Raw genomic sequence first — 16222 nt, 5'->3', positions numbered from 1 at the left:
TCCCTAAAAAGAGAAAGTTATCCACACTGGTGAAGGTGTTTTGTGAATAACTTTCTCTTTTTTGTGGATAAATATTCAATTTTATAGCTTAAAAATTAAATGATATCAACAAAAAAAGGGATACTCAATGAAGAATATCCCTTTTTATATCTTGAAATTATATAATTATGTGATTAACTCTTTTGAACCACGAAAATCATACGGTCAGAAGTCTCTTTATCGAAAGAATTTAGCTTATAATCCCCAAAAATGTTGATAACTTTTAGTTTTACCTTTTCAAATAGGCCCAAAAAGTCTGATTTTCTTAAAGCCTCCACTCTTTCTGTGAATATGTAATGCTTTCCTTTATCTGTAAACTCAATTTGTTTCATCACATGACGATTATTGAGAAACTTATGCACATTAAAAGAAAGTTCTGGACGCTCAATCACTGTTTTTTCTGGAAGGTTACTGATTACTTTATAAGTATTAAAATAATCAAGTACTAAAACGCCTCCTTCTTTTAAGCTATGGGCAATCATCTGTAAAGCAGAAAGGTCTTCCTCTTCTGTTTCGAAATAGCCAAAACTTGTGAATAAGTTAAGAACAAAGTTATATTCCTGTTCTTTATAGAGTTCACGCATGTCATGCACATTAAACTTCAATCTGTCATTTTCAAATTGACGTGCATGTTGAATACTTTCTGTAGAAAGATCAATTCCTTCCACATCGAAGCCTTGTTTGTTTAGAAAAATGGAATGTCTGCCTTTTCCACAAGCTAGATCAAGTACTTTGTCGTTTTTGGAGATTCCCAAATGATCAGACAGTGCACACATAAACTGTTCTGCTTCATTAAAATCTCTATTCTGATATAGAATGTGATAATAAGGTGTATTAAACCATTGATCAAACCATTCTTCTCCCTTTTGCATTTTATTCACTAGTTTTTATTTTTCTATAGTAAACAACTATTACCTTTGTGCTGTTTTGAGAAAATTATACCCGAAAGTATAATTTTCATTTTTAGGGATCAAACCAATTTTGATTACTGTTCATAAGTTTTTGAAAATTCCACCTTTTTTATTGAAAATTCATGATTTTCGTTGAGTTATCAACAATCTGAAGTATAAAGTGTGAATAACTTCAATTTCCGATACTGAAATCATCTGTAAATCAGTATTAATAGGAGATGATTTAGAAGTGCAAAATGTTTATCTTTGCATCGACTTGAGTAATAAGAATTGAGTGCCTAGTCATTTTAAAAGCATAGAAATTTAAAGACAATCCATGTCAAAGCATTACAATAGATACACTGTAACAGCGGCATTGCCGTATGCAAACGGGCCTTTACACATTGGACATATCGCGGGTGCATATTTGCCTGCTGATATTTATGTAAGATCATTACGTCAGAAGGGAAAAGATGTAGCGTTTATTTGTGGTAGTGATGAACACGGTGCTGCGATTACTATTCGTGCACAAAAAGAGGGAATTACGCCTCAGGACATCATTGATAAATACAATAAACAAATTGGTGATACATTTAAGAAGTTCGGAATTGCTTTTGATTTGTTCCACAGAACTTCAGCTCCTGTTCACCATGAAACGGCTCAAGATTTCTTTAAGACATTAAATGAGAATGGAGAGTTTGAATTGAGAGAGTCTTCTCAGTACTATGATGAGGAAGCGAAACAATTCTTAGCCGACAGATATATTATTGGTACTTGTCCTAAGTGTGGTCATGATGCAGCTTACGGTGATCAATGTGAAAAATGTGGATCTTCTTTAAGCCCTACTGATTTGATCGACCCTAAATCTCAGATTACAGGGAACACTCCAGTTTTAAAAACGACTCGTCACTGGTACTTGCCAATGAACAAGCACGAGGATTGGTTACGTGAGTGGATCAACGAAGGTACTTTAGAAGGTAGAGAACATCATACGCCTTCGGAGTGGAAAAACTCTGTTTTAGGTCAGTGTAGATCATGGTTGGATCAAGGTTTACAACCTAGAGCTATGACTAGGGATCTAGACTGGGGAGTGAAGGTACCAGTAGAAGGTGCAGACGGAAAAGTTTTATATGTGTGGTTGGATGCTCCTATTGGATATATTTCAGCAACAAAAGATTGGGCGGCTTCTCAAGGTAAAAACTGGGAGGACTATTGGAAGAAAGCAGATACGAAATTAGTTCACTTTATTGGTAAGGATAATATCGTATTCCACTGTTTGATTTTCCCTATCTTATTGAAATCACATGGTGAATTCATTTTACCGGACAACGTTCCTGCCAATGAATTCTTAAACCTTGAAGGTGCGAAGTTATCAACATCTCGTAATTGGGCTGTTTGGTTACATGAGTATTTAGAGGATCTTCCTAACCGTGAGGATGAGTTACGTTATGTATTGACATCAATTGCTCCTGAAAATAAAGATTCTGAGTTTACTTGGAAAGATTACCAAGAGCGTGTGAATAACGAGCTAGTTGCCATTTTAGGTAACTTTATCAACAGAGCGGTTGTACTTACTCACAAATACTTTAAAGGAGAAGTACCTGTAGCAGGTGAATTTACTCCAATGGAAGAAGGTATTGTGAAGGAGATGAAAGCTATTCCTCTTCGTGTTGAAAAATTAATCGAGCAATATAAATTCAAAGAAGCTTTAATCGAAGCGATGAAATTGGCTCGTTTAGGTAATAAATATTTGGCAGATACAGAACCTTGGAAATTGTTTAAGCAAGATCCAGAGTTAGTGAAGACGATTTTGAATATGTCTTTACAGATTGCTGCCAATTTAGCCATCACTATTGATCCATTCTTACCAAATACGGCGAAGAAAATCCAAAATATGTTGGGTATGGAATCATTAGATTGGAATCAAGTTGGAAATCCTGAGTTGATTACGGCTTATGATCGTTTGGCTCCAGCTGAGTTATTATTTAGCAAAGTGGAAGACAAAGTGATCGAGGCTCAAATTGAAAAATTAGAGAAAACTAAAATCTCTCAGACTCCAGTAGAACCTCAAAAAGACGAAACTACTTTTGACGATTTCCAGAAAATGGATATTCGTGTAGGTACTATCGTTGAAGCAGAGAAAATGAAGAAAGCGAAAAAGCTTTTGAAATTGACTGTCGATACGGGTATTGATAAAAGAACTGTAGTAAGTGGTATCGCAGAGTTTTTTGCTCCAGAGGATATCATCGGAAAGCAGGTTTCTATTTTGGTGAATTTAGCTCCAAGAAAGATCAGAGGTATTGAATCTCAAGGTATGATCTTGATGGCTGAAGACAAAGACGGAACATTATCGTTTGTATCTCCAACTTCGCAGATTGCGGAAGGAGGTATTATTCGTTAATTATAAATACAAATAAAGCCCACGATTTCACCTAGTCGTGGGCTTTCTCACTATTAACTACTAAACTTATGAGCAAAGGATTCGGAAACATCGTCAATATCATTTTTGCCATTACTTCAGTTTCATTATTTATTCTTGCCTATTATGCCTATGATAGAGGTGAAGAATATATGGAAAACCTTCAATTGGCAGGTTTGACAACACTACTTTTAGTATTAAGAGTATTTATGTCAAAGCAGGCTGCAAAAAGAGACCGTAATAGAAGAAACGGCAAATTTGGAAAATAAGTATTATGTATTCAGTTCGTGAAATTTATACTTTAAGAGAAGAGGGAAAATATCAAGAAGCCTTTATCACTGCTAGAGGTCTTTTGGAATTATCTCCAAATGATGAAGAGATTCATGCCGCTATGGCTTGGGTACTTTATGATATGCTTAAGGTGGCTCAACAGGAGAATGAACACGAACAGTTTTTAGAACTTTATTCCGCTTTTGTCGAATACATTCCAACGGAAGCTGATCGATTACAATACTGTGCTTGCTTGTCATTTTATGATGAGCTAAGATCATTACTGGAGCAAGAAAAATATGAATTGGCAGATCAGCTTTTACTTTTATTGGCTCCCCTCTCCTTTCATCCACAAAAAGAAAAGCCAAAACCTTTTTATCAGCTACTGGAATTGGTGATGCACTTCAATCAATACTTACCTAATTTTCTAGCTTTTATTCGTAGTTGGAGGTTATCCAATCTACAACCTCAGCATTATCAAACCAATGGGCAAAATATGTCCATTGCAGAAAGAGTACATTGGTTGGTAGGTCAACATCTTTATGAAAGAAACAGAGGCGATCATGATCTCATTGCAGCTTATGTGAAGCAGTTAGATTTGCTTTTGGAAAGACGCCCTCAGTTTCATCATATCAAAAAAATCAGAGAAAAACTTATTAATAATTGATTTGGGTAACATTGTAAATAATGGTTACATAATATCTATTAACTTTAAAAAGTAACATTGTTTCTTATTTGTCGTATATTTGTATCATACAAACGGAAATAAAGATAGTAGTAGTTATAAAATTCTTTACCCACGTTATTTCATAATTACTTGAGGCAAGTTTGATGCAGCAAAATAAATGACGAATAACAATCAGCTATAACACACCTTGCAAACTATTAGTTGATTTGGCTCTTACAAAAAGTACTCTTTGTAAGAGCCTTTTTTTATTATAATACAAAGAAAATTATGCATTAAAATTAGATTAGATAATGGAAGTCAAGAAGTTAAGTTGTGAATGATCATCTATTTTGTAATTCGAAACACCTATCTTAAAACAAACTAATCTTAATAAAACTAATGCTACTTTACTCAAGCAACTATTTAGAAATCTATTATGAACCTCAATACGAAAGATGCATTTTGAATTGGATTGATTCGCCGCCTACTGTTGAGCTTTTTAAAAAAGATATTACAGAATATACAGAAATAGCCTTGACATTTAAAAGCAAACAAGCCCTTTGGTTACAGCAGAAACTCACTATTCATATGGATAGTGAATTGATAGAATGGTTAGAAGAAAATATGAATAAGCCAATCATCAATACTATTCTTGCTGATAACTTTTATCCCTTGGATTGTAATCAAAATTATCCCGTTGCACTTGTATTAGGACAAAAAGAATATAACCTACTTCTGCTTTACAGTTTGACCGATGGTAAAACAGATAAATCATTGATGATTGAAAAGATGCCACGATTTTTTTGTGATGAAAAAGAAGCAAGAAATTGGTTGGATCAGTGGAGATCCTTTAAAGAGATTGAGCCTGCAAAGAGTGTTGCCCAAAAAGAGCAATTGCAATCTCATAAAGAAATGAAGACACTGACCAAGAGAGAAAAGGAAATTATTGAATTTAAATACCAAGGTAAAACGCCTAAGGAAATTGCTGAACTAATGAATATTTCTATTAATACAGTAAGGACGCATTGGAAAAATATTAAGAAAAAAGTTAATATTAAGTCGACAATAGATTTTACCATAAGCTAACAATCTACCCAATGTTGGGTATTTATTCTTTTTGACGATTTGATCAATTTTGTTTTCATAATCATTAAAGCAAGTAATTATGAGAGACTATAAAATACCCTATGTTCTTTACCTAATAGTAATCATTCTGTTTGGGGCATGTGAAGACAAAGAAGATTCTTTAGAAGAAGAGAAAAATGAAAAAATGGCATCATTCAACGGTGAATATCATGGTTATATTTATGACAGTGATAATCAATTGATGACAGATTGGTTTATTAAAATTGAAGATGGAATCTTGTTTGGTAAATTTGATTTAGGCGATCAATATCAACAATATGAAGGAGGGATTGATGAAAATGGAGTTATTAATGCTATTTCTGAATTTGATGATTCCAATATGCGACAATTGAAAATGTTGACTATTACAATAAAAGCATCAGTTTCATTAGAAAATGGTACGATGTCAGGTACTTGGTCAAATCAAAATGGACATACTGGAAGTTTAGAAGGTTTAAAATTTGAAGATAGAATAGATTTGTTTGATGGAGAATATTATGGAAATTCTTATACATCTTCTGAAGAAGTAATTACAGATTGGTATTTCAAAATCGAGAAAGGTGTAATGTATGGAAAGTATTCGTCAGCTAAAGATTATGAACGTTTTGATGCAAAAATTAATGAGAACGGTACTTTTACCTCAACATCAATTTATATTAGTGGTGGAAACGAGATGCAAATCAACTCTTCAGGGACAATTTATTTAGATAATGGTTCCATACTTGGAACTTGGTCAAACGGGCAGGGTGATGAAGGAACTTTTGAAGGCTCCAAAATTTAATTTTATCACACCACATTATTAGAAAGGAACTTAAAAATATGCCCAATTGATATTAAAAATGGACACCTCTTATAATAGAGGATGTCCATTTTTTTATCTGATGGTCAGTTTCCCATTTTTGTAACATGAGCTGAAATGGTTACATAATATCTATTAACTTTAAAAAAGTAACACCGTTTCTTTATTGTCGTATATTTGTATTGTATCTTGAAAATCAATCAACTAAAAATAGAACGAAAATGAAAAATCTTTTATTATCTATTGTATTAATCACTATCTCATTTGTTTCCTTCTCTGAAGAAACAGAGCCAAAAAACATCAATCTTTTTGATGGAAGAGTAGAGGCATATTTAGATAAAATGGGCCTTCTTTCAAGAATTGATCCTGACTTATCTTTTAGAGATCAATATCAAAATAAAACAAGATATGTTTTAGTACAGTATTGTGGAGCTGTAGCTGTATTTGACCTGTATAATTCTGGTTCGGTCAACTTTATTCATAAAAATGACTGCCTTTCGACAGATGATCAAGCAAAAATCTGGTTGAATGAAATCAATAAAGAGTCTAAAGGCACTATTGCCAGAGCAAAATTTTTGAGATAAAAATTTTACATAAAAAAGTAACATTGTTTTCAGTAACTCAGCAGATTTTAGTTTTGAGCTGACTCAATTAGATTTCTAATAAAATAATATCAACTCCACTTCTTTACCTCTACTTTAGTATGTAGGTTACCCTGGTGTCTCTTATTGAGCACTAGGGTATTTTTTTGTATTAACCTATATCATCAATATTTATTAGTGTATTTTTTACTTTTGAAAAACGACAATTTTATGACTAAATCTTTATGGAACCTATTTTAACAAACCAACCTTCCTCCAAAGCTTCTACATCAAGGATTGATGTAATTGATGTCTTGAGAGGATATGCTGTAGCGGCAATTATGTTAATTCACAACATTGAACATTTCAACTATTACCATTATCCTGATAAAGCATTAAATCCAGATTGGTTGAATACACTTAATACGGGAGTATTTGATCTTACTTTTTTTCTTTTTGGAGGGAAGACGTATTCAATCTTTGCCATTTTGTTTGGGTTCACTTTTTATTTGATGAATAACAAACAGACGAAAGCGGGAAAAGACTTTGGACCTCGATACTTATGGCGTCTCTTTACTCTTACCTTTTTTGCATTGATTAATGCCACTTTCTTTCCTGGAGAAGTATTAATGCTTTATGCTTTGACGGGTGTCATTTTATTCTTTGTCAGAAAATGGAGTAATAAAGCATTACTTTTTGGAGCTTTCTTTTTCTTACTACAACCCACTGATTTATTACATTACGTCTACTCTATTTTTAACCCTGAATATACGCCTGCAGTGAGAATGTTTGCTGCACCATGGAAGGCGTCAATGGACATTATTAAAGAAGGAAACTTCTTAGAAACATTGTGGGGAAATATTACTTATGGACAACAGTTTTCATTACTCTGGGCTATAGAATGTGGAAGGGCCATTCAAACCATGGGCTTATTTATATTTGGTTTCTGGTTAGGAAAAGTAGGAGCATTTAAACCTAAGCATTACAATAAATGGAAAAATGTATTGGCTGTTTCATTTGCAGTAATGATTCCATTGTATTTCCTCAAAGTGCACTTTATGGGAGGAGATCAAACTGAAATCATCAAAAGAACAATAGGAACTGCTTTTGATATGTGGTGGAAGTTTAGTTTTACACTAATATGGATCTCTTTCATTATTCTAATTTATAAATCAGATACAGTAAAAAGACTTTGTAGACCTTTACAAACCTATGGCAAGATGAGTATGACAAACTATATCGTACAGTCAATTATTGGTGGTATTTTATATTTTGGGTACGGATTTCATTTGGCAGATACATGCGGAGTGGCTTTTAGTTTGTTAATTGGTTTTATTTTTCTGATTGCTCAAATAAAAATGTGTCAACTTTGGTTGAAGCATTACAAACAAGGTCCTTTTGAAATGCTATGGCATAAGTTGACCTGGCTGAAATAATGAATTAAAACGCTATATTATCTTGGATGATGTAGCGTTTTACTTTCTAAGTACGTCGTAAACTTAGTTTCGAATAGGTAATAAAAAAGCTACCATAAAATGAATTATGATAGCTCTTTGAAATACTTTTTAAAATAACTCTAACGGAGTTATTTATCGACTTATTCTCAATAAAGAATTAGTTACAGTAAAGTGCTGTTTGAATATCTTTAGTAAGTAATACTAAGTCGATGTCTGCTTCAGTAAGTGTACCATTAGAATTTTCAGCGATACAGCTTTTGTTTTCTTCCAAGAAAGTAAAGTACTCAGTGGATACTGCACACAAGTCAGCACTTTGATCACTAAGCTTTGTGATATACTCAGTGTAAGTAGTAAAGCAGTTTGCTTCTGGAGTAACATCATCTTCATCGAAACACCCTGTTAAGGCAAAAAGTGATACAAATAACAAGGTAGTAGATAAAAGAAAGTTTTTCATCGTTCTAAAAAATAAAAAATATTAAAAAATTAGTTTGCATTACGAATTTAATATTACGTATTTTTTATCTTATTAACAATAAAGTGTTAAAATATAGAATTAGTCTAATTAAAAGTACTTAATCATAAGATCAGTAAGTTTCTTTGCTAAATTGCCATAAGGAGGGTAAATCGTTTTAATAGTTGTCATCCCTATTCTATTTTTTAATACAGCACGCTGATTCGAGAACCCATCAAAACCAAACTTTCCATGTGACTTTCCAATTCCACTGTTGTTGACCCCACCAAAAGGTAATTCTGGATTGTTGATGTGAAGAATTGTTTCATTGATACAAGTTCCCCCTGCCGTAGTGTTGTTTAGTACTTTTCTGATAAGCTTTTTATTCTTACCAAAAATATAGAGTGCTAATGGTTTTTCTTTTTCTTCAATGATATTGAAAGCGTCTTCCAATTGTTCATACTCCATTACAGGTAGTATTGGTCCAAAGATTTCCTCCTGCATAATTTTCATATCATTGGAGACATTGGTAACAATCGTTGGAGGAATAAATTTAGTGTTCTCATCCATTTCACCATTCATTATGATAGTGGCTCCTTTGTCAGCAGCATCTTCAATAATACTCTTTAGTCGGTTAAAATGATTGTGATTGATAATTCTACAAAAGTCTTCTGAGACACTTACCACTTCACCATTTGGAGAGTAAAACTCATTGATGGTGTTGGACATTTGTTCTATAAATTCTTCTTTTCTTGATTTTGGGATTAATACGTAATCTGGTGCAATACAGGTCTGACCTGCATTTATAAATTTACCCCAAGTCATTTTATCAGTGGTATCTTTAAGATCCGCATCTTCACAAATTACAGCGGGCGACTTCCCTCCTAATTCTAATGTTACCGAAGTAAGATGTTCAACAGCAGCACGCATCACAATTTTACCTACTTGCGGGCTTCCTGTAAAGAAAATATGATTGAATTTTAATTTTAATAAAGCGGTAGAAACATCTACACCTCCCTGCACTACTTTTACCTCATCAGAAGGGAAAAGATCATCCATCATCGTTTGGATAAAGGTGGCAGTATGATTCGAAATCTCACTTGGTTTTATCATTACTGTGTTTCCTGCTGCAATAGCATAAACCAGAGGTGTGATCGCCAAGTAAAAAGGATAATTCCAAGGGGCTATAATCAAACAAACTCCTTTAGGTTCAGGAAGAATGTAAGAAGACGTTCCTAACATATTCAAAGGACTGCCTACTTTACGTGGCTTCATCCATTTCCTTAAATTTCTCTTTGCATGACGTAATAGACCTAACGTACTCAATATTTCGGTGGTATCAGCCTCCGTTGGACTTTTTCGGAAGTCATTATAAACAGCTTTTTGAATATCTTCTCGGTACTTAAGGATATATTGTTCAATTTTTTCAAGCTTTTGTATACGTTCTTTAGCGTTAGTATCCTTTATATTTTTAGCGTTATTTCTAAGTTGAATGAATATATCTTCAATTTTTAATTCCGAAGGAGAAAGGTCTATTATAGTGTCCATGATAAAGGTGTGATAAGGTTTTGATTAAAAATAATAGCGAAACACTATTTTTAAATGTGAGAATTACGTTAATTACACTAATATCTTTATAACATGCAAATTAAATTAAGTGTTTGGATAAAGTATAATTCTTTGTTAAAAACTTAATTTTCATGTACTAACCAAATCATAAACACAATAAACTATGGCTATTGATCTTACTAATGATCCTTCGGTACAATCCTGGGTGAATGTTCCCGATAACTCTTCATTTCCGATTCAAAATTTACCTTTTGGAATCTTCAGTACTTCATCAAGAGATCGTAGAGCTGGAATTGCAATTGGAAATCAAATTTTGGATTTGGTGGAAGTAGCCAAGCTAGGGCATTTTTCTTTTATAAAGGAAGCAGAAGTGCTTTTCTCTCATGAAGTTTTAAATCCTTATATAAGTCTAGGAAAAGAGGTACATAAAAAAGTACGTTCTATTGTTTTTGAACTCTTAAAGGAAGGAAATACCTCTTTAGAAGGGAAAAATGTATTAGTGGCTCAAAACGAAGCTTCATTGCACTTGCCTGTTCAAATTGGTGATTACACTGACTTCTATTCTTCAGAAGAGCATGCAGTGAATGTAGGTACGATGTTCCGTGGAAAAGACAATGCATTAATGCCCAACTGGAAACACCTTCCGGTAGGTTATCACGGACGTTCTTCTTCTATAGTAGTTTCTGGAACACCCATCATCAGACCTAATGGACAGAAAATGCCTCCGGGAGCTGAAACTCCTGTTTTTGGAAAATCTAACCGAATGGATATTGAATTGGAAATGGGTTTTGTGGTAGGAAAATCAACTGCATTAGGAGAAAGTGTACCTGTAGACAAAGCAGAAGAGTATATTTTTGGCTTGATGCTTTTTAATGATTGGTCAGCTCGTGACATTCAAAAATGGGAATATGTTCCATTAGGTCCTTTCTTGGGAAAAAACTTTGGATCAACTGTTTCACCATGGATTGTGACATTGGATGCTCTAGAGCCTTTCCGTACCAAAGGACCGGATCAGTCTCCTATGCCATTACCTTATCTTCAATCGGATAAACCTTCTACTTTTGATATTCAATTGGAAGTACATCTGAAAACAGAAAGTGGAAATGAAGCTAAAATTGCTACTTCCAATTTCAAGTATTTGTATTGGAGTATGGCACAACAACTGGCCCATCAGACGGTCAATGGTTGTAATTTGAATGTAGGTGATCTATGTGCTTCAGGTACCATTTCTGGTCCTACCAAAGATTCTTTCGGCTCATTATTGGAGCTCACTTGGAATGGAAAAGAACCCCTTCAAATTGGTGAAGAAACACGTACTTTCCTCGAAGACAATGATACCATTACCTTAAAAGGTTTTTGTGATAATGGTGAATTGAGAATTGGTTTCGGTGAAGCAGTAGGAAAAATCTTGAAATAATAATTGAAGTGATGGAGAGTCAAAATGAAGTTTTTGGCTCTTCATTATTTTATCAAATGCATTAGATATTGTACTTTGCGAAAAAGTCAAATTAGTCAAATATGCTAAACAAACTAACCTTACTTCTTCTTTTTACTTTCATCTCATCACTAAGTAGAGCCTCTTCTTCAGATACCTTACAAGTGAAAGAAAATACATCTCAATTGCAAGAGGTGATTCAAAAATTAGGCGCTGAAAGTTTACAAGATTCTATTCATTTAATACAAGTTAACGATAAAAAATATACAGTAATTGAAGGTGATACCTCTTTTCAGGTTTTTCGTTTTGAGATGTATGAAATACTGAGTGTAGTGGTCATTGCCATTGCCTCAATAAGCATTGTTATTTATCTCCTTCTTTTTTGGAAAAAGAAACAAGAACAGCATCAATCTAAAATTGAACTTTTATCAGAAAGAGAGCTCTTGGTTGCTCAATTGATTCAATCAGGAAAAATGAATAAAGAGATTGCTGACGAGCTTAATATTTCCATCAGTACAGTAAAAACACATATCAATAATCTGTATAAAAAATTAGAATTAACCGACCGGACTCAACTCAAAAAGCTTGATTTAAATACTCTCAGAGGGGTATGAGTCTAAAATCCACCCCATTCTCCACCCCTTTTCAACCTTACATTTCATAGAGAAACATTCTTTGTCTTCTACTTTTGATTCATCATATCAAAAACAAAAAAACAGATGAAGAATGTATTAAAACTCTTATGGATTTCTCTTTTATTAGAAAGTGTAACAGTTCAAGTTTATGCTCAAGAACAAGAGAAATGTAAACTATTTTCGGAGCAGTTAGCGACCGCTATTAATCAAAAAAATGTAGAAAATTTGACTGAATGGTTGTCGGATGATTTTACTATTTTAAATCAAAAAGGAGTGATTGCCCAGAAAGTATTGGATATGTTGATTACGCAAAGTATCAATGATACCGTTTTGAACTATTCAGAAAAGGACGCTCAAAAAAATGGAAACACTTTGACCTTGAAATATGACTTTGAATACGAACAGAAAGGAAATCAAGAAATAACCATTGTGTTTGATGTATCCAATAAGGTGAGTAGTTTATCACTGATCAAGGCCGAAGTGAAAGTGATGATGGCCGAAGATAAAATGCAGGTGAAAAATAATTCATCAGAAAGTTATCAACAAATTCCTTTTGAGCTTAAGAGTAATCTGATCATAGTAGATGCTGTTGTGAATAATGAAAAGCAACAGTTTATTTTTGACAGTGGTTCTTCAAGGACAATATTAAACGCAGCCTATCAAAACAGTAAAGTCAATTCTGTTTCCAGTGCAAAAGGCATCAATTCTAATATCAACAATCAAGACATTATTGAGATACCAAAAATTGAATTTGGAAAATTATTGGTTGAAAATGAAAGAGTGTTAGTCTCGGATCTTTCTCATTTGGAAAAAGAAACAAATACTAAAATCTATGGTATCATAGGTACTGATTTCGTCAATCAGTTGGATGTGATGTATGATTATGCTCAAAAGCAATTGATATTAATAGCTCCAGACCAATTTGAGACTCTTCAAACTACTCACTTATCTGAAACGGAATTTCAAACTTTTCCTATGACCACTTTACTGGGGCATTTACCAATTGTGACCTTATCCATCAATGGACAAAAATATAATGTTGCCATAGATAGTGGTGCAGGTGCCAATGCGTTTTCGACTTCTCTCTATGAAGAATTGAAACCAGTTTTGAAGGGTGTCAAAACAACAGAATTGCAAGGTCTATCAGGAAAGGTAAAAGAGGTACAGAAGGGTAAAATGAAAAAGTGTATGCTTGGTGATGTCATGTATAAATCCATCCCCACTGTTTTCACAGATCTTGGACATTTAGATGCTTTTAAAGAAGTCAATATAAGCGGTATTATCGGTTATGAAATTTTATCTAAACAGAAGTTCATTATTTCTTACCAGCGAAAAGAGATTCTTATAGAACAGCAAAATCTATAATAGATGTTCTTTCTAAAACAAAATGTGACAGTAGCACTGAAGGTACCATTATTTTCAGTGCTCGTTTTTCATTCATAAAAAATCAAACTAACTTGAACATGATAAAACAAACATAACTCTTTAGTCATTTTTTATTTTACTATGTTATGATACGTAGTTATTGGATTTTACTACTGCAGACACTCTTAATCAGTACCTCTTTATTTGCTTTTGAAGTGAAGGTAAGTCAATCAGAATTCTGTATTGATAATAGGCCTAACACTTTGATCTTTACAATTACACACGAAAGTGAGGAGGAATTTCAAATGATATCTGGAATAGAAGAATTAGGTGTATTGACAAATACAATTGAGTCTTCTGAAACGGAAACTATCTTGGTGGTAGCCATCGATAATAATGTAATCACAGCTGATTTACATCAAGCAAAAATTGAAATACTTAATACTGTTACTTCTGATATAGCATCAGAAATTGTGGTAATTGATGTCTTTGGTAAAGTTCAACGTTCTGTCAACTTTAATCGTTTTTCAGATTTAGTCTACTATTGTGATTATGCTTCTATCAATTTTACTACTGAGGGAGATACGTTGACAGACGAATTAGTATTGGTGTATATCAATGATCGTTTTTACAAAGAACAGAAACTTACTGTTGAGGGAAAAGTAGGAAAACTAGAAGACTTGAGAATCGAAAGGCCTATGGAAGACTCTTTGCAGGTTGAGATTTTTTTGGAATCATCAAGAGATAATCAATGCTTGAATAGAGTACAAATCCAAGAAGAAGGTTTAGAGTATATTGCTCCAATTTCGCAAGGTATTATTGATGATAATTATACAGTTTCGAATGCAGCGTATGGTGTCACTACATTTTCATCCCATTCACTCAATAGTGATAGACAGCGATGGGAAGTGTATGAAGATGGGAATTTAATTAGTATCAATATGCTTTTTGACAATGAGGATTTTGTCTATGTTTTTCCCACTTCAAATTTTGAGAAAAATGCTGAAGCACCTTTTAAGCAATATGATATTATCCTTATTGCCACTGATGCATCAGGTGCGGGTGGTTGTCTTGATGGTCTTAATAGAGACACTTTAAAAAACGTTGAGATTCCTTATTTCCCTAGAGTAAAAGTACCGACGGCCGTTTCCAAAAGAAGTAGTTTTAATGAGGATGGTAGCTATCGCTTATTAATTAGAAGTCAAGTGGAAATTACATCTTTTAAAATTGAGATTTTTGATACCTCTAATTTCTTAGTGTTTGAATCAGAGGATTTCAATTTTATTTTCGGTGATGATGAAGCTTTCACCTCTTCCCTTTACAACGCAAAAATATTGATCCATTACTCCGATGGTTTAACTGAGCGTTTAAATACTTCTTTTATTGTCACTCCTTAAATCATCAAAACCATGCTACGTCAACTACTCTTTCTTGCTCTTTGTGGTCTATCGATCCATAGTTTTGCTCAAGACTTAATTACAGCCAATCCACTTTGGCTTCCCTCTTCTCACAACCCTGCCTTGGCGGGTTCTACAGTAAATAAAAATAATGTGGGATTTAGATATGCTTCTCAACAAGGAGGCATGGAATACATCAGTGTAGGTGGAAGTTTGGGGATGTATCGAAAGTCTAAAATGAGAAATGGTTTCGGAATTGGAGCATTATTTCAACAAGTCCATATTCCGATTAAAGATGGAGATAAAGAGATCACTAACTTGAATATGCAAACCTTTAGCGTACCACTTTCGATGACGTATAGAGATAGAGACAAAACATTTAGTTTTGGTATATCAGTAGGTGCATTGGTTTATTCTTTTGGAGAAAGTCCTGGTTTGTATTACAGTCAGCTAGACCCGGATTCTGATTTTATTGGAGGTACTCCTTCCTATTCATTGTCCAAACGTCAAGAAGGATCTATAGATATTGGTGGTGGAATAAGTTTTTATACGCATGAAAATCTATTCTTAAGTTTCTCCGCTAAACATCTTCAAAGTGTAATGGGAACGAATGGAGATCAAGTCAGTTTATTCCAAGATCTGAAACCACGCTTTGAATTGATGGGAAGGTATATCTTTTTCAACCCAATGAATTATACAGGTATTGAAACCACTTTCGGTTATTTCAACCAAGGTGAAAACAACGAACTATATCTATCAGCAGAAGCAAGAGTATCGGTCATTAAAGTCGGCGGAGGCTGGATTCCATCCATCAATAACTTTTCTAATTCCTCTACGGTATTTATAACTTCCTCTGTGAAAATTCCTTTCGGAGAAAAAGCCAACTATTCTAAAATAGGACGAATTAATAAAGAAAGTGATCATATAGAACTCAGAGTTTCTTACTATCCAGAAATCTCAAGTACAGCCTTTTTACAGCCCTCTATTGAATTCACTTTATCGGCAGGGTTTTCTAATGACAAATATAAGGATCAAATGAAGCGTTTGAGTACGTTGCCGGTGTTGTAATTTCTTTTGAGAAAAGTACTTATTTTTAAGGAAGTTACACTGGCATCAAAAGTAA

General features: G+C 33.7%; 15 protein-coding genes. 12 read left to right on the top strand and 3 right to left on the bottom strand.

Annotation, left to right across the window (positions count from 1 at the left end):
• Window positions 1-173: 173 nt before the first annotated feature.
• A complete protein-coding gene (locus IC221_RS18255; protein ID WP_188170347.1) occupies window positions 174-911 on the bottom strand; it encodes a cyclopropane-fatty-acyl-phospholipid synthase family protein in 738 nt (245 codons plus the stop codon).
• 355 nt (window positions 912-1266) lie between these two features.
• Between IC221_RS18255 and metG the strand changes: the two genes are divergently transcribed.
• From metG to IC221_RS18220, 7 genes are all read left to right on the top strand, one after another.
• Window positions 1267-3330 (top strand): methionine--tRNA ligase, encoded by a 2064-nt coding sequence (gene metG / locus IC221_RS18250; protein WP_188170346.1) that lies wholly within the window; start codon window positions 1267-1269, stop codon window positions 3328-3330.
• Window positions 3331-3398: 68 nt separating this feature from the next.
• Complete coding sequence (locus IC221_RS18245) at window positions 3399-3617, top strand: hypothetical protein (protein WP_044206154.1); 219 nt, start codon at window positions 3399-3401, stop codon at window positions 3615-3617.
• 5 nt (window positions 3618-3622) lie between these two features.
• Complete coding sequence (locus IC221_RS18240) at window positions 3623-4285, top strand: hypothetical protein (protein ID WP_188170345.1); 663 nt, start codon at window positions 3623-3625, stop codon at window positions 4283-4285.
• Window positions 4286-4684: 399 nt separating this feature from the next.
• A complete protein-coding gene (locus tag IC221_RS18235) occupies window positions 4685-5371 on the top strand; it encodes a LuxR C-terminal-related transcriptional regulator (protein ID WP_188170344.1) in 687 nt (228 codons plus the stop codon).
• Between the two features lie 79 nt (window positions 5372-5450).
• Window positions 5451-6191 (top strand): hypothetical protein, encoded by a 741-nt coding sequence (locus IC221_RS18230; RefSeq protein ID WP_188170343.1) that lies wholly within the window; start codon window positions 5451-5453, stop codon window positions 6189-6191.
• A 239-nt stretch (window positions 6192-6430) separates the two neighbouring features.
• Window positions 6431-6793 (top strand): hypothetical protein, encoded by a 363-nt coding sequence (locus IC221_RS18225; protein WP_188170342.1) that lies wholly within the window; start codon window positions 6431-6433, stop codon window positions 6791-6793.
• 242 nt (window positions 6794-7035) lie between these two features.
• A complete protein-coding gene (locus IC221_RS18220) occupies window positions 7036-8226 on the top strand; it encodes a DUF418 domain-containing protein (protein ID WP_188170341.1) in 1191 nt (396 codons plus the stop codon).
• A gap of 178 nt (window positions 8227-8404) precedes the next feature.
• Here the strand turns inward: IC221_RS18220 and IC221_RS18215 are convergent, their stop codons facing one another.
• Both IC221_RS18215 and IC221_RS18210 read right to left on the bottom strand, forming a co-directional pair.
• Window positions 8405-8701 (bottom strand): hypothetical protein, encoded by a 297-nt coding sequence (locus IC221_RS18215; RefSeq protein ID WP_188170340.1) that lies wholly within the window; start codon window positions 8699-8701, stop codon window positions 8405-8407.
• 108 nt (window positions 8702-8809) lie between these two features.
• Window positions 8810-10246, bottom strand: coding sequence for an aldehyde dehydrogenase family protein (locus tag IC221_RS18210; protein WP_188170339.1), 1437 nt, complete (start codon window positions 10244-10246; stop codon window positions 8810-8812).
• A 184-nt stretch (window positions 10247-10430) separates the two neighbouring features.
• Between IC221_RS18210 and fahA the strand changes: the two genes are divergently transcribed.
• The 5 genes from fahA to IC221_RS18185 all read left to right on the top strand — a co-directional run bounded on the left by fahA (window position 10431) and on the right by IC221_RS18185 (window position 16167).
• A complete protein-coding gene (gene fahA / locus IC221_RS18205; protein ID WP_188170338.1) occupies window positions 10431-11684 on the top strand; it encodes a fumarylacetoacetase in 1254 nt (417 codons plus the stop codon).
• Window positions 11685-11785: 101 nt separating this feature from the next.
• Window positions 11786-12316 (top strand): response regulator transcription factor, encoded by a 531-nt coding sequence (locus IC221_RS29825; RefSeq protein WP_188170337.1) that lies wholly within the window; start codon window positions 11786-11788, stop codon window positions 12314-12316.
• A 105-nt stretch (window positions 12317-12421) separates the two neighbouring features.
• Window positions 12422-13702 (top strand): retroviral-like aspartic protease family protein, encoded by a 1281-nt coding sequence (locus tag IC221_RS18195; RefSeq protein WP_188170336.1) that lies wholly within the window; start codon window positions 12422-12424, stop codon window positions 13700-13702.
• Window positions 13703-13848: 146 nt separating this feature from the next.
• Window positions 13849-15099: a hypothetical protein gene (locus IC221_RS18190; protein WP_188170335.1), complete on the top strand. Its 1251-nt coding sequence runs from the start codon at window positions 13849-13851 to the stop codon at window positions 15097-15099.
• Between the two features lie 12 nt (window positions 15100-15111).
• Entirely contained in the window at window positions 15112-16167 is a 1056-nt protein-coding gene (locus tag IC221_RS18185) for a hypothetical protein (protein ID WP_188170334.1), read from the top strand.
• Window positions 16168-16222 lie beyond the last annotated feature (55 nt).

Source organism: Flammeovirga sp. EKP202 (genome assembly GCF_014534745.1).
In the GTDB taxonomy this organism is placed as follows: domain Bacteria; phylum Bacteroidota; class Bacteroidia; order Cytophagales; family Flammeovirgaceae; genus Flammeovirga.
The sequence above is the reverse complement of the archived record's forward strand: the minus strand, read 5'-3'. Positions and strand labels throughout refer to the sequence as shown.

What these genes read in the sequence shown, in the direction of transcription:
- IC221_RS18255 (WP_188170347.1), bottom strand. Translation starts at nt 911, where the DNA reads ATGCAAAAGGGAGAAGAATGGTTTGATCAATGGTTTAATACACCTTAT.
- metG (WP_188170346.1), top strand. Translation starts at nt 1,267, where the DNA reads ATGTCAAAGCATTACAATAGATACACTGTAACAGCGGCATTGCCGTAT.
- IC221_RS18245 (WP_044206154.1), top strand. Translation starts at nt 3,399, where the DNA reads ATGAGCAAAGGATTCGGAAACATCGTCAATATCATTTTTGCCATTACT.
- IC221_RS18240 (WP_188170345.1), top strand. Translation starts at nt 3,623, where the DNA reads ATGTATTCAGTTCGTGAAATTTATACTTTAAGAGAAGAGGGAAAATAT.
- IC221_RS18235 (WP_188170344.1), top strand. Translation starts at nt 4,685, where the DNA reads ATGCTACTTTACTCAAGCAACTATTTAGAAATCTATTATGAACCTCAA.
- IC221_RS18230 (WP_188170343.1), top strand. Translation starts at nt 5,451, where the DNA reads ATGAGAGACTATAAAATACCCTATGTTCTTTACCTAATAGTAATCATT.
- IC221_RS18225 (WP_188170342.1), top strand. Translation starts at nt 6,431, where the DNA reads ATGAAAAATCTTTTATTATCTATTGTATTAATCACTATCTCATTTGTT.
- IC221_RS18220 (WP_188170341.1), top strand. Translation starts at nt 7,036, where the DNA reads ATGGAACCTATTTTAACAAACCAACCTTCCTCCAAAGCTTCTACATCA.
- IC221_RS18215 (WP_188170340.1), bottom strand. Translation starts at nt 8,701, where the DNA reads ATGAAAAACTTTCTTTTATCTACTACCTTGTTATTTGTATCACTTTTT.
- IC221_RS18210 (WP_188170339.1), bottom strand. Translation starts at nt 10,246, where the DNA reads ATGGACACTATAATAGACCTTTCTCCTTCGGAATTAAAAATTGAAGAT.
- fahA (WP_188170338.1), top strand. Translation starts at nt 10,431, where the DNA reads ATGGCTATTGATCTTACTAATGATCCTTCGGTACAATCCTGGGTGAAT.
- IC221_RS29825 (WP_188170337.1), top strand. Translation starts at nt 11,786, where the DNA reads ATGCTAAACAAACTAACCTTACTTCTTCTTTTTACTTTCATCTCATCA.
- IC221_RS18195 (WP_188170336.1), top strand. Translation starts at nt 12,422, where the DNA reads ATGAAGAATGTATTAAAACTCTTATGGATTTCTCTTTTATTAGAAAGT.
- IC221_RS18190 (WP_188170335.1), top strand. Translation starts at nt 13,849, where the DNA reads ATGATACGTAGTTATTGGATTTTACTACTGCAGACACTCTTAATCAGT.
- IC221_RS18185 (WP_188170334.1), top strand. Translation starts at nt 15,112, where the DNA reads ATGCTACGTCAACTACTCTTTCTTGCTCTTTGTGGTCTATCGATCCAT.